Origin of the sequence: Xenorhabdus bovienii SS-2004 (assembly GCF_000027225.1) — a bacterium.
Classification (GTDB): domain Bacteria; phylum Pseudomonadota; class Gammaproteobacteria; order Enterobacterales; family Enterobacteriaceae; genus Xenorhabdus; species Xenorhabdus bovienii_C.
In genome coordinates this window covers 2,262,697-2,276,118 of sequence record NC_013892.1, presented here as the reverse complement: position 1 = coordinate 2,276,118, position 13,422 = coordinate 2,262,697, and the positions used below count along the sequence as shown (strand labels likewise).

Sequence of the window (13,422 nt, the reverse complement as noted above, 5' to 3'; positions counted from 1 at the left end):
AATTAGGTATGAATCAACAAAAACGGATAGCAATTTTAACCCGCTTACAGAATAACAACCCACAGCCAACCACCGAGTTGGCTTTCAATTCTCCTTTTGAGTTGCTGATATCTGTATTACTGTCAGCACAGGCGACTGACGTCAGCGTCAATAAAGCGACCACAAAGTTGTATCCGGTTGCCAATACTCCACAGACTATCCTCAATTTGGGTGTTGACAATCTGAAAGAGTATATAAAAACCATCGGATTATATAACACCAAAGCCGAGAACGTAATTAAAACCTGCCGCATTTTGTTAGAAAAACACCAGGGCGAAGTACCGGAAGATCGCGCAGCTCTGGAAGCACTGCCGGGAGTTGGCCGCAAGACTGCTAATGTCGTTTTAAATACTGCTTTTGGCTGGCCAACAATCGCCGTCGATACGCATATATTTCGTGTCTGCAATCGTACCCAATTTGCCCCAGGGAAAAACGTTGATGAAGTCGAGAGAACATTACTGAAAGTTGTACCGGATGAATTCAAGCTTGATTGCCATCATTGGTTGATTCTACACGGCCGCTATACCTGTATTGCCCGTAAACCTCGCTGTGGATCTTGTATTATTGAAGATCTGTGTGAGTATGCTGATAAAACCGAGTGACAAAATACCAAGTAGAACAGCGACATAAATATATTACCCATAAGCTCATATATTGTATGGGAAAATCCTTAATCAGCGATCTGGCCGAACCATTCTCCAGCCAACAACTGTCTATCACACGCTTGACCATGAGTTGCAGGAAGGATCCGCCCACAACAAGATTTGATGACATTGGTCAATCGCCTAAAGGGACTCGCTTTCAGCAGATATAAGCTGGGTAATTATTGACCTTTTCAGGCAGTTTTGCGTGTTTTGATAAGATGTTACTTGCTCCATACCCCTGATTCGCGTAAAACTGTTATCCAAAATTATCGATAATAACTCCATATTCCCCAGATTATTATGTTTCAAAACAATCCGCTGCTTGCACAGCTAAAACAGCAACTCTACTCTCAGACCCTACGCGTAGAAGGTTTAGTTAAAGGAACTGAAAAAGGCTTTGGATTTTTGGAAGTCGATGGCCAGAAAAGCTATTTCATTCCACCACCACAGATGAAGAAAGTGATGCATGGCGATCGTATTACCGCTGCCATTCACACCGATAAAGAGAAAGAAATCGCTGAACCAGAAGCCTTGATTGAGCCATTTCTAACCCGTTTTGTAGGAAGAGTCCAAAAGAAAGAGAACGACAACCGACTGTGGATTATTCCGGATCATCCATTATTAAAAGATACAATCCTTTGTCGTCCTGCTAATCAAGTCACCCATAATTTTGAGAATGGCGATTGGGCAGTGGCTGAAATGCGCCGTCATCCACTGAAAGGAGATCGGGGGTTTCAGGCTGAAATCACTGGTTATATTATCAAAGGTGATGATCACTATGCACCTTGGTGGGTAACTCTGACACGCCATAGTCTGCAACGTGAAGCTCCAACAATGCCCGATTGTCAGTTGGATGATGGTTCGCTGGAGCGTATCGATCTGACCGCTCTCGATTTTGTCACCATCGACAGTGCGACAACCGAGGACATGGACGATGCACTGCATATCGTCAAAAATAATGATGGCAGCCTGAAATTGTCCATCGCCATTGCCGATCCAACTGCCTATATCAAGGCTGACAGTGAATTAGACAAAATTGCCTATCAGCGCAGCTTTACTAACTATCTGCCAGGCTTCAATATTCCTATGCTGCCTCGCGAACTTTCTGATGATTTATGTTCGCTGCGGCCAAAAGCTCGCCGTCCTGCACTGGTTTGCCAGGTTTCCATTCTGGAAGATGGACAATTAGGCGACGACATGCAATTTTTCGCTGCATGGGTAGAATCGAAATTTAAACTGGCTTACGATGATGTTTCTGACTGGCTGGAACACCAAACCGGCTGGAAACCAGAATCAGAAGCAGTCACTACCCAAATCACTCTATTACAAGAGATGTGCGAACGTCGCAATCAATGGCGTCATCAATATGCCTTGGTTTTCAAAGAGCGTCCAGATTATCGCTTTGTCCTTGATAAAGGTGGCAATGTTGTTGATATCGTTATTGATCAACGCCGTTCTGCCAACCGTATTGTTGAAGAAGCGATGATTACTGCGAACCTATGTGCAGCCAAGATCCTGCGTGACAAATTAGGTTTTGGCATTTATAACGTTCATACTGGCTTCGAACCAACACAAATTGATCAAGTTGTGGACGTTTTAAAGGAAAATGGTATTGAAGCTGAAGCAAATGCACTGCTAGAACTGGATGGTTTCTGCCAGTTACGCCGTGAATTAGATCAACAACCGACTCAATTCCTCGATAGCCGTATCCGTCGCTTCCAAACGTTTGCAGAAATCAGACCCGAACCAGGTCCACACTTTGGATTGGGTTTTGATGCCTATGCAACTTGGACATCTCCTATCCGTAAATACAGCGATATTATTAACCATCGTTTGTTAAAAGCCATCATTCAGCAAACCGAAGAAGAAAAACCATCCGAAGAGGTCTGTCTGCAACTGACAGAGCGTCGGCGTGCAAACCGCATGGCAGAACGCGATGTAGGCGACTGGCTCTATGCGCGTTTTCTACATCCTCATGCTGGCACAGATAAAACTTTCTCTGCTGAGATTGTGGATATTACCCGTGGTGGCCTGCGCATCCGTCTGGTTGACAATGGTGCTATCGCTTTTGTTCCAGGATCATTCCTGCATGCTGTGCGTGATGAGCTTCAATGCAGTCAAGAGACAGGTTCCGTTCTTATTAAGGGTGAAGCCGTTCATCGTTTGAATGACATTATTAATGTACGCATTGAAGAAGTCAGAATGGAAACCCGTAATATTGTGGCACGCCCTGTTGCCTGATATTACAAATAGACAGTAAATAAACTGCCGCCAATAACAAGCGGCAGTTTTATAATCAGCACGAAATAATTTGCTCAATCCAGCTTCCCGTAAACATTATTTCCATTACCTTAAGGAAATACCTTATATGCTACTTTCCTCATTAAGACTTACACGAATATCAGCAACGATTTTTCCTCTACTTGGTGCCCTGATAACGTTTCCAATACATGCTACTACTCAACAAAATCAAATTACCAATCAACTTTCGGCTCTGGAAAAAAATGCCAATGGCCGTCTTGGTGTTGTATTAATAGACACCGCAGACCATTCAACAATCACCTATCGTGCACACGAACGCTTTCCATTATGTAGCACCAGCAAAATGATGGCGGTATCCGCTCTTCTGAAAAAAAGCGAAACCAATGAGGGTTTGTTAAATCAGCGCATCCACTACCAGCAATCTGACATTGTCGAATACAGCCCCATTACAGAAAAACACCTCAAAGATGGCATGACACTGGCAAAGCTAAGTGCCGCAACCATCCAATACAGCGACAATACAGCGATGAATCTGCTAATTGATCAATTAGGCGGTACGCATGATGTGACACGATTCGCCCGATCTATCGGTGACAACGAGTTCCGCCTTGATCGCAAAGAACCTGAGTTAAATATGGTTACGCCTGATGATGAACGCGACACGACAACCCCACAGGCCATGGCTGACAGCCTGTATAAATTGGCATTGGGTAACACACTTGCTGCAACACAACGCGCACAATTGGTTGAGTGGTTGAAAGGAAACACAACAGGCGGTGCCAGCATTCGTGCCGGGGTGCCAGATAATTGGATTGTGGGAGATAAGACAGGTCGCTGCGACTATGGTTCTACAAATGATATTGCGGTGATTTGGCCTGATAAAAACAAGGCTCCCTTGATTCTGGTGACTTATTTTACCCAACCAAATGATAAAGACGCCGAGGCACATCCTGATGTTCTTGCCGCAGCTGCACGTATTATGACGCAAGAAAGATAAAAAAACACACAAAACACCCATTTACTACAGATGACTTAACAGGCTATACAATCCAGTTATGCATAGCCTGTTAAAAAACAGAAACGAATCAACCACCAGCCAGTTTAACTGTCATGCCCTTCGCTTCCAGTAGCTGCTTCAGCAAATCACGCTTATCGCCCTGAATTTCGATTTCACCTTCTTTAACTGAGCCACCACAGCCACATTTTTTCTTCAATTCTGCGGCCAGCTTGGCAAGCGTTTGGTCATCAGCATCAATGCCAGTGATTATACAAACACCCTTGCCCTTACGCCCACTGGTCTGGCGTTGGATACGCACGATACCATCGCCTTTATGGCGTGAAGGTTTAATTTTTTCTTCTTGGACTCGACCGATATCCGTCGAATAAACCAAGCGAGAATTATTATCCATGAACGATCCCAATAGAGTAATTAATCTGCTGTAATGCTAATGCTGGATTTTCTGCCCGGGTAATCGGACGCCCGATCACCATATAATCGACACCAGCCTGAACTGCTTGCGGCGGTGTCATGATGCGGCGCTGATCTCCAGCCTCTGCGCCTTCAGGACGAATGCCAGGCGTAACCAATTGAAATTCCTGTCCGCAGACTGCTTTCAATTGCTGTGCTTCATGAGCAGAACATACCACACCATCCAAACCACATTGTTTTGTCAATATCGCCAAACGCTCTGCGTGCTGTGCTGGTGTCATATCAATACCAACGCCCAGCAGATCGGATTGTTCCATACTGGTTAAAACTGTCACTGCGATCAACAAAGGTGCATCTTTACCATATGGCAGCAGGGCCTCTTTAGCGGCGGTCATCATTCTCGCACCACCACAGGCATGAACATTCACCATCCAAACCCCCAATTCAGCCGCTGCTGCTACCGCTCTTGCCGTTGTATTAGGAATATCGTGAAATTTGAGATCCAAAAACACCTCGAAGCCACGCTGATGCAATACCTGAATAAATTGCGGGCCATTCAGCGTAAACATCTCTTTACCCACTTTAAGACGGCAGGACTGCGGATCAATCTTGTCAACAAATGCTAACGCCGCGTCCTGATTGTCATAATCCAATGCGACAATAACAGGTGAATCAATCTGCTTACCTAAAGTTTGAGCTGTGTGGGATGTCATTTTTCAGCCTTTAATTTACTAATGAAAAGTAAACATGTCCGTAATGAAACATGTATTAATGAAAACACGCAGATATTGCCACTCATAATAGTGACACTGTCACTGCCCATCCAGACCCCGGATTGGTTTGATAGTGTCCCATGAACGGCATGATGGGCAATGCCAATAAAGTGAGCGGGAAGTGAAACCACATTTATGGCATCGATAATCGGGTTTAGTGCGGATCTGCTCACCCACCATATTACGCAGAAGGAGCAAGCTCTCTTTGGCACGCCCTTCTTCTGCGTCTGCTAAATGGTAGTCCATCAAGCGATAAAACAGCCGCATAGTTGGATGGCGTTCCAACTGGCGGTTAATATAATTTTGGGCGATATCACGCCCTTCTTTTTTCTCGATAATATCAGCCAGGTAAAGCTCTGCAATGGCGCCACATTTTTCTTCCACGCAACATTGAACAAAAGCCTCCCATTCTTCCGGTTGAGACAAGTTCTGGTAACATTCTTCCAGCATGGGCAAAGATTCACTGACCAACTGTTTATCTTGTTCGAGAATACGTTTCAGCAACTCCGCCGCTTTGGTATATTCCTTTTGTGCTATATAAATACGGCCGAACATAATTGACACTCGGGCACAATTTTTGTCCGCCTGAGCCGCCTTGTTGAGATACCCTACTGCTTCAGTGGAAGCATCACTGCCCATGTATTGTAGTGCCAACTCACAGTAAAAATGGGCGATTTCTTCCCGAAAATGATGTTTACCTAGTTTGACCAGCTTCTCAGAAACATCGATGGCTTTGTTCCAATCACTGGTTGACTGATAGATGCTTAATAAGGAGTTAAAAGCATTCTCACAGAAATCGGCTTCATCAACCAATTGAATGAACATGTTTTCTGCCCGGTCATACACACCAGCAGCCATATAGTCACGTCCAAGCTGTTGGATGGCGAGTAAACGCTGTTCAAATGTCAGAGATGCACTTTCCATAAGTGACTGGTGAATGCGGATAGCTCTTTCAACTTCACCACGGGAACGGAATAGATTTCCCAGCGTTAAATGTGCCTCAAACGCTGAACTATCTTCTTTTAGCATATCAAGGAATAAATCGACTGCTTTATCTTGCTGATTGGAAAGTAAAAAATTAACACCATCAACATATCCACGTGAGAGTCGGTCAGCAGATTGCTGTTTATCTTGTTGAGCACTTCTGCGCCCCATATACCAACCATAAGCAGCGGCAATAGGAAGCAACAGAAACAACAGCTCTAACATGGAGAATTATTCCTTGGTTAATACTACAGGCGATGCAGTCTTTACGGATGACTCAGCAGGCTGTTCCAATTGGGCTTCCAGACGCTTAATTTTACGTTTCGCACGTCGCAATGACACACAGACGCGCAGGTAAAAACCCCCACAGATACCCCAGCCAAGTATAAAACCGATAGCAAACAATACAGACAGCAGTGTGGATATCGAGTAGTCACCTTTGGCAATCAGATAATTAAATGTCACTACCTGATCATTATTTGCTCCCAGAGTTACTGAGATGACAAAAACAATCAGTGCCAGTAATAAAATTAGAAAATATTTCACATTCTTTCCTGTTATCGATTGTTGCTAATTGATTATGCCAAATAACAGGCATAGTGGTTCGTTAAATTAACATTTCTCGTCCACGCAAAGGAAGCAATTTATTTCAACAAATGTTGATTTGCTCTTTTTTGTCACATTATTCTATTTATTTGCCGACAAATACACCCATTTTGACTCAAATAGCGACATCCTATGCACCTGTGTATATCTGCAAAAATCTGTTTATAGTTTAGTATGTTAACATTCCCTTCATCCATTCATCTGATGATTTTATATACGGACAGGCGTATTATTTCTGTTATAATCCGTTAGCGTATATACGCTGTAATCAGAAAAAATTTTTTACGTAGTTTTAGCTGATTTCTAAACCGGTATTGTTCTAAGTATCACAATATTTATAACGGGCTAAATCAACATATGAATACTAAAACACAGCTAAAACGAGTAGCTGAAGCGACACTGCCCACACCATGGGGCGAATTTCTGATGATTGGATTTGAAGAAATTAAAACAGGTCGTGACCATGTTGCTCTTGTTTTCGGTGATATTTCCGGTAATGAGCCTGTTTTATCACGGATCCATTCAGAATGCCTCACGGGGGATGCTTTATTCAGCCTGAGATGTGACTGCGGTTTTCAGTTAGAAGCCGCTTTTTCACAAATCAGCAAGGAAGGTAAAGGTGTTCTACTGTATCATCGGCAGGAAGGCCGAAATATTGGTCTGCTGAATAAAATTCGCGCCTACGCATTACAGGATAAAGGCGTTGATACCGTGGAAGCCAACCATCAACTAGGCTTTGCTGCTGATGAACGAGATTTTACTCTATGCTCAGATATGTATAAATTGCTGGGTATTAATGCAATCCGTCTTCTAACAAATAATCCTAAAAAAGTTGAAATCATGGTAGACGCAGGCATTAATATCGTCGAGCGTGTACCACTGGTTGTAGGACGTAATCCTAAAAACGCTTATTATCTGGATACCAAAGCCAGCCGGATGGGACATCTACTATCCCAATCAAACTGAAATTTCTCTGTTTATCTCTACAAAAAAGTAAAAATCCCCCTTCATAGAAGGGGGCATTGATTTCGCCCCAAAGGGGCGCTATTAGTTCAGACTCTGAGAGCCTTCACTTCACATCCCTTTCAACGATAATTGATTGTCCTCATGTTCGTGCTTCTCTTGATACTTCACATACTTCCTTATCATTTCTTCATTTATACCTACGGTATCTACACAGTAGCCTCTTGACCAAAAATGATTTCCCCACAACTTTTTCTTTCTCAAATAGGGAAATTTATTAAATAGACGAATAGCTGTTCGGCCTTTTAGATGACCAAGCACTTGAGATACTGATAATTTTGGCGGAATTTTTACTAAAAGATGCACATGATCTATTTGAACATTCAATTCCACAATTTCTATTCCGAGCTGCTCACTGGAAATCCTTATCTGCTTATTTCCTTTCCTACATTATTTTTCAGGATCCTAAATCGGTATTTGGGTGTCCATACGATATGGTATTGACAACACCAAAGCACATGCGATGCTTTCTTGAATCTACTCATGGTTAAATCCTTCTCTGTTATGGGGATAACGGATTCGGATTTTCCCATGAGTAGCATTATTGGCAGAGCCAACCTGTTGCTAACCACCTCCGCAGGAGGTGGTTTTCAGTTAAGAATAAAAACTGCGTCAGTGTAGACGCAGTTTTTTTCTAAATATTCATATTCCTGAAGATGAACTATACGGTTACTATTATTTCAGCATATTACGGATCACATAGTGCAAGATGCCGTCATTATAAAAATACGCCAGTTCCGTATTGGTATCGATGCGACAACGGGCATCAATGACAGTTTCTTTTCCATTGGCATAGTTGATTTTCACCGCAATGATCTGCCCTGGCTCGATATGCCCCAATCCTACAATATCGATTCGTTCATCACCAGTCAGGTTTAGCGTCTTACGGCTGACACCTTGTGGGAATTCCAGTGGTAACACGCCCATCCCAATCAGATTAGAACGGTGGATTCGTTCGAAAGATTCCGCAATCACAACCCTCGCTCCCAACAGCCTAGTTCCTTTCGCAGCCCAATCACGGCTTGAGCCGGAACCATATTCTTTACCTGCAATAATAGCCAGTGGTGTCTTATCTTCCTGATAAAGCATGGCCGCGTCATAAATCGCCAACTGAGCCTGAGATGGAATATGGCGAGTGTATCCTCCTTCCACACCAGGCACCATTTCGTTGCAGATACGGATATTGGCAAATGTCCCACGCATCATAACTTCATGATTGCCACGCCTTGAACCGTAAGAGTTAAAATCTTTCGGCAAAACGCCATGCTCCTGCAAGTACCGCCCTGCTGGGCTGTCAGCTTTTATGTTTCCCGCCGGAGAAATATGATCCGTTGTGACTGAATCCCCCAAAATCACAAGTATATTGGCTTGATGGATATCAGTTATCGGTTTGGGCTCAATCGTCATATCGCTGAAAAAAGGGGGAAGGCGAATATAGGTTGAATTCTGCTGCCAAGAATAAGTTTCTGAGCTTTCCACTTCCAACGATTGCCAATTTTCATCACCATCAAAAACGGCATTGTACTCTTTGTGGAACATCTCTGTCCTAACTTTACCAACAGCTTCAGCAACTTCTTGGCTATCCGGCCAGATATCTTGCAGATAGATATCATGGCCTTGTTGGTCTTGCCCCAATGGCTCCCTAGTGAGATCCTTTTTCATATTGCCAGAAAGTGCATAGGCAACCACTAGTGGTGGAGATGCTAGCCAGTTAGTTTTCACCAGAGGATGAATACGCCCTTCAAAATTCCGGTTACCGGAAAGCACTGCGCCAACCATCAGATCAGATTGCTTAATCGCTACTTCAATCGGCTCTGGCAATGGGCCTGAGTTACCGATACAAGTGGTACAACCGTATCCCACTAGATTGAAACCCAATTTTTCCAGATATGGCATGAGTCCTGCCAGTTCAAGATAACCCGTTACTACCTTAGAGCCGGGTGCCAGCGAGGTTTTAACCCACGGTTGACGTTGCAAACCTTTTTCAATCGCTTTTTTGGCCAGTAAACCTGCTGTCATCAAGACACTGGGATTAGATGTATTTGTACAGGAAGTAATGGCAGCAATAACTACAGCGCCATCTTGCAGTGCAAAAGTCTGATTATCAAGAGTGACTGGCGTGTCCGCCCGATGCTCCTGTATTTTATGGATGTCCAGTTCCATGGCAGCTTGGAATGCATGTGGTACATCGCCAAGTGCTACTCTATCCTGAGGGCGTTTCGGCCCTGCCAAGCTCACTTCAACCGTGTACATATCCAGTTCAAGGTTGTTGGTGAAAATGGGTTCATCCCCTGCGTTACGCCATAATCCCTGCTTCTTACAGTAGGCTTCAACTAAGGCGATTTCATCTTTATTGCGTCCAGTTAAGCGCAAATAGCCCAGTGTAATATCATCAACGGGGAAGAAACCGCAGGTTGCGCCATATTCAGGCGCCATATTGGCAATAGTTGCTCTATCTGCCAATGGCAAATCAGACAGCCCATCACCATAGAATTCGACAAACTTGCCAACCACGCCATGCTTGCGCAGCATCTGTGTCACCGTCAAAACAAGGTCGGTTGCCGTGATCCCTTCCCGCAATTTCCCGGTCAGTTTAAAACCAACGACATCTGGGATCAGCATGGAGACAGGCTGCCCCAACATCGCAGCTTCGGCTTCAATTCCCCCAACACCCCAACCTAATACACCGAGTCCGTTAATCATGGTTGTATGAGAATCCGTCCCTACCAACGTATCAGGATAGGCAAAATCCTTACCATTCTGGTTTTCATACCAAACCGATTTACCAAGATATTCAAGGTTAACCTGATGGCAAATTCCTGTTCCGGGAGGCACAACGCGGAAACGATTAAAGGCTTTTTGCCCCCAACGTAAAAATAGATAACGTTCATAGTTACGTTCCATCTCAATCTGAACGTTTTCTTCAAACGCCTGCTCTGTACCGAATTTATCTACCATGACTGAGTGGTCAATCACGAGATCAACGGGAGACAATGGATTAACTTGTTCAACATTACCGCCAAGCCGCAGAACCGCTTCCCGCATAGCTGCAAGATCCACTACAGCCGGAACGCCGGTAAAATCCTGCATTAACACACGGGCAGGACGATAAGCGATTTCCCTGTCTGCATGACCGTTTTTCTGCCATTCCACTAATGCCTTCAAATCTTCTTCCACAACAGAATCGCCATCAATATTGCGCAGGAGATTTTCAAGCAGGACTTTCATGGACTTAGGCAAACGGGCTATCTCACCCAATCGTTCAGATAACAGGGATAAACTGTAATAATGATATATTTTACTGCCAATGGAGAGTGTTGATGCACAGTCCGTTTTCAATTTAAACGACATAACTCCTCCTTTCTTATTATGGTCAGCTACACCATTAAACATAACATACTAGCGGACGTTTGTTATTCAGTTACCACATATTTTGCTAACCGGCTGTAAATCCTCATTTATTGACAAATTTTAGTGATGACATCCCGAAAGCACATGTGTTTTATTCATAACTAAAGCACACATGCGGTACTGAATATCATTACTTAAATACCGGAGGATGAATTATGGATATAAAAGTCGATAAAAACCGCCAACACTATTTAAACCATATAGCGCAGGCTGAACAATTTTTTTCCGATGGAATTGAGAATAACTTTCCCCTGTCAGACCACCAATTCAGTGATATAGATGGACTTGTCCAATTTGTCATTACTTCACAAATCAATGACAAATCCGGCGTGATACAAAGGTTAAATGAAATAAAGAGAACACAGATTTCTCTTTCCTCAATTGCGACTGATTACATCATCAAATATGCTAATACCCACGGCCAACAATATAGAACTGACGTGCAATTTTGGGGTGATATCATAGAGAAACTGCCATTAATGAGCGTCAGGAATATAGAAAGCCAAACCTACAGCCACGTAATGAAAGGATTTTCAATCGCGACGAACTTGCTGCAACTTATCATGGATATTGTTTTGAATACAAATTCTTCCAGCATGAAAAGTTTTTCTCAATTTCTGCAAAAACAAGGAGATACCATTAGGCTTGGGTTGAAGAAGAATAACGATCATTATTCTACTCTGACTTTAGCCAGTGTCATTGAAGCTATTGGAGTTGAAGATCAAGTGATTTATATTCCTAAAATGAAACTGTACAAAGTGAATTTTGACAGAAGCAATTCAGAAATTGCTTCAAATTGTGCTTCCAATGATAATATCAATGTCGAATTCACTTACTCTTCCTGTGTTTCATTATTTGATTATCAAGCATTGGAAGATCCCGAAATTAAGGCATCCTTTGATCTATTCATTCATAATAACAAAAAATCATCAATAGAAAATTCTGATAATTTTTTCAACGGTGAATTTAAAGTGTAATTTGAATGGCAGTTAAAATTACTTATCTGATTATTACAGTAAGTTATTATTTTCAAAAAGATTCGTGTATCTGACAATATCCTGTACAGCCTGCTCTTTTATTCATGTATCAACACTGTATTATTAATTTTTAAATAAAGAATAGAGGAAGATAACATCAGCTGCCTTCCTCTGATTTTTTCATTATAGATTCTTTATGCTATCGGTAATTCGATGTCCTTGAACATATCTTCAATTTCTTCATTAGATCGCAACGCGATAGCTTTATCAACCACATCTCGTGTTAAATGCGGAGCAAAACGCCAGATAAAATCATACATATAACTACGCAGGAAACTACTGCGACGGAAACCAATCTTTGTCGTGCTATAACTGAATTTATCACGCATATCAATGCGCACCAAATCACTGTCCTGAACAGGTTCTACCGCCATGCTGGCAATCACGCCAACTCCTAGCCCTAACCGAACATAAGTCTTAATTACATCAGCATCTGTCGCTGTGAATACTATTTTAGGTTTAAGACCAGCCTGGTCAAAGGCAACATCTAACTCAGAACGCCCCGTAAAACCAAAGGTGTATGTCACAATCGGATATTCCGCCAATTCTTCAATCGTTACGTTTTGCCTGGCCGCCAGAGGATGATCTTTCGTAACCACTACAGAACGGTTCCAATGATAACAAGGCAACATAATAAGATCGCTATAGAGATGAAGTGCTTCGGTTGCTATCGCAAAATCGCTGTTGCCCTTACAGACTTCTTCCGCGATTTGAGTGGGTGAACCTTGATGCATATGAAGCGAAACATTGGGATAGCGCTCAATAAAACCTTTGATAACAGGAGGTAAGGCATATCTTGCTTGGGTGTGTGTAGTTGCAATATACAGAGACCCACGATCCGGATAAGTATGTTCACTGGCTACGGAACGGATTGACTCAATTTTTGACAGTACCTCACGTGAAATACGGACAACTTCTTCACCAGCCGGTGTGACATGAGTCAGATGTTTGCCACTGCGAGCAAATATTTGGATACCCAATTCATCTTCAAGCATTCTGACTTGTTTGCTGATCCCTGGTTGAGAGGTGTACAATCCTTCTGCCGTAGAAGATACATTCAGATTATGGTTAACCACCTCTACAATATAACGTAATTGCTGTAGTTTCATATCAGCACTGTCCCTAATAATAAAATGTACGAATGTTTTGTAGTCTAAACATGTTCTATATTGCTAATGGTTATTTTCTTATAACTATAAAGAATATATATTTAT

11 protein-coding genes and 1 pseudogene are annotated in these 13,422 nt (G+C 42.8%); 5 read left to right on the top strand and 7 right to left on the bottom strand.

Annotation, left to right across the window (positions count from 1 at the left end; translation table 11 throughout):
• The first annotated feature begins 8 nt into the window (after positions 1-8).
• From nth to bla, 3 genes are all read left to right on the top strand, one after another.
• Complete coding sequence (gene nth, locus XBJ1_RS09755) at positions 9-641, top strand: endonuclease III (RefSeq protein ID WP_012988745.1); 633 nt, start codon at positions 9-11, stop codon at positions 639-641.
• A 342-nt stretch (positions 642-983) separates the two neighbouring features.
• A complete protein-coding gene (locus XBJ1_RS09750) occupies positions 984-2,924 on the top strand; it encodes an exoribonuclease II (RefSeq protein WP_012988744.1) in 1,941 nt (646 codons plus the stop codon).
• A 127-nt stretch (positions 2,925-3,051) separates the two neighbouring features.
• Entirely contained in the window at positions 3,052-3,942 is an 891-nt protein-coding gene (gene bla, locus XBJ1_RS09745) for a class A beta-lactamase (protein WP_012988743.1), read from the top strand.
• An 88-nt stretch (positions 3,943-4,030) separates the two neighbouring features.
• Here bla and yciH read toward each other — a convergent pair whose 3' ends face one another.
• From yciH to XBJ1_RS09725, 4 genes are all read right to left on the bottom strand, one after another.
• Complete coding sequence (yciH, locus tag XBJ1_RS09740; RefSeq protein ID WP_012988742.1) at positions 4,031-4,354, bottom strand: stress response translation initiation inhibitor YciH; 324 nt, start codon at positions 4,352-4,354, stop codon at positions 4,031-4,033.
• Positions 4,347-5,087, bottom strand: coding sequence for an orotidine-5'-phosphate decarboxylase (pyrF, locus tag XBJ1_RS09735; RefSeq protein ID WP_012988741.1), 741 nt, complete (start codon positions 5,085-5,087; stop codon positions 4,347-4,349). The genes yciH and pyrF overlap by 8 nt, the downstream gene beginning before the upstream one ends.
• Before the next feature lie 99 nt (positions 5,088-5,186).
• The gene (gene lapB, locus XBJ1_RS09730) at positions 5,187-6,356 is read right to left on the bottom strand and encodes a lipopolysaccharide assembly protein LapB (protein ID WP_012988740.1); all 1,170 of its coding nucleotides are present in this window, start codon (positions 6,354-6,356) and stop codon (positions 5,187-5,189) included.
• Between the two features lie 6 nt (positions 6,357-6,362).
• On the bottom strand, positions 6,363-6,677 hold the full coding sequence (locus XBJ1_RS09725; protein ID WP_012988739.1) for a LapA family protein: 315 nt from the start codon (positions 6,675-6,677) through the stop codon (positions 6,363-6,365).
• A gap of 417 nt (positions 6,678-7,094) precedes the next feature.
• On the opposite strand from XBJ1_RS09725, the gene ribA reads away from it, so the two are divergent.
• The gene (ribA, locus tag XBJ1_RS09720; RefSeq protein WP_012988738.1) at positions 7,095-7,703 is read left to right on the top strand and encodes a GTP cyclohydrolase II; all 609 of its coding nucleotides are present in this window, start codon (positions 7,095-7,097) and stop codon (positions 7,701-7,703) included.
• A gap of 108 nt (positions 7,704-7,811) precedes the next feature.
• Here the strand turns inward: ribA and tnpA are convergent.
• Both tnpA and acnA read right to left on the bottom strand, forming a co-directional pair.
• Positions 7,812-8,245: pseudogene (tnpA, locus tag XBJ1_RS09715) on the bottom strand (IS200/IS605 family transposase).
• Positions 8,246-8,435: 190 nt separating this feature from the next.
• Positions 8,436-11,111, bottom strand: a complete 2,676-nt coding sequence (acnA, locus tag XBJ1_RS09710) for an aconitate hydratase AcnA (protein ID WP_012988734.1) — start codon at positions 11,109-11,111, stop codon at positions 8,436-8,438.
• 215 nt (positions 11,112-11,326) lie between these two features.
• Between acnA and XBJ1_RS09705 the strand changes: the two genes are divergently transcribed.
• Positions 11,327-12,148 (top strand): hypothetical protein, encoded by an 822-nt coding sequence (locus tag XBJ1_RS09705; RefSeq protein ID WP_012988733.1) that lies wholly within the window; start codon positions 11,327-11,329, stop codon positions 12,146-12,148.
• A 194-nt stretch (positions 12,149-12,342) separates the two neighbouring features.
• Here the strand turns inward: XBJ1_RS09705 and cysB are convergent, their stop codons facing one another.
• Positions 12,343-13,317, bottom strand: coding sequence for an HTH-type transcriptional regulator CysB (gene cysB / locus XBJ1_RS09700; RefSeq protein WP_012988732.1), 975 nt, complete (start codon positions 13,315-13,317; stop codon positions 12,343-12,345).
• Positions 13,318-13,422 lie beyond the last annotated feature (105 nt).

Bases quoted from the DNA above. Each gene is read 5' to 3' on its own strand.
- nth (WP_012988745.1), top strand. From the start codon at position 9: ATGAATCAACAAAAACGGATAGCAATTTTAACCCGCTTACAGAATAAC.
- XBJ1_RS09750 (WP_012988744.1), top strand. From the start codon at position 984: ATGTTTCAAAACAATCCGCTGCTTGCACAGCTAAAACAGCAACTCTAC.
- bla (WP_012988743.1), top strand. From the start codon at position 3,052: ATGCTACTTTCCTCATTAAGACTTACACGAATATCAGCAACGATTTTT.
- yciH (WP_012988742.1), bottom strand. From the start codon at position 4,354: ATGGATAATAATTCTCGCTTGGTTTATTCGACGGATATCGGTCGAGTC.
- pyrF (WP_012988741.1), bottom strand. From the start codon at position 5,087: ATGACATCCCACACAGCTCAAACTTTAGGTAAGCAGATTGATTCACCT.
- lapB (WP_012988740.1), bottom strand. From the start codon at position 6,356: ATGTTAGAGCTGTTGTTTCTGTTGCTTCCTATTGCCGCTGCTTATGGT.
- ribA (WP_012988738.1), top strand. From the start codon at position 7,095: ATGAATACTAAAACACAGCTAAAACGAGTAGCTGAAGCGACACTGCCC.
- acnA (WP_012988734.1), bottom strand. From the start codon at position 11,111: ATGTCGTTTAAATTGAAAACGGACTGTGCATCAACACTCTCCATTGGC.
- XBJ1_RS09705 (WP_012988733.1), top strand. From the start codon at position 11,327: ATGGATATAAAAGTCGATAAAAACCGCCAACACTATTTAAACCATATA.
- cysB (WP_012988732.1), bottom strand. From the start codon at position 13,317: ATGAAACTACAGCAATTACGTTATATTGTAGAGGTGGTTAACCATAAT.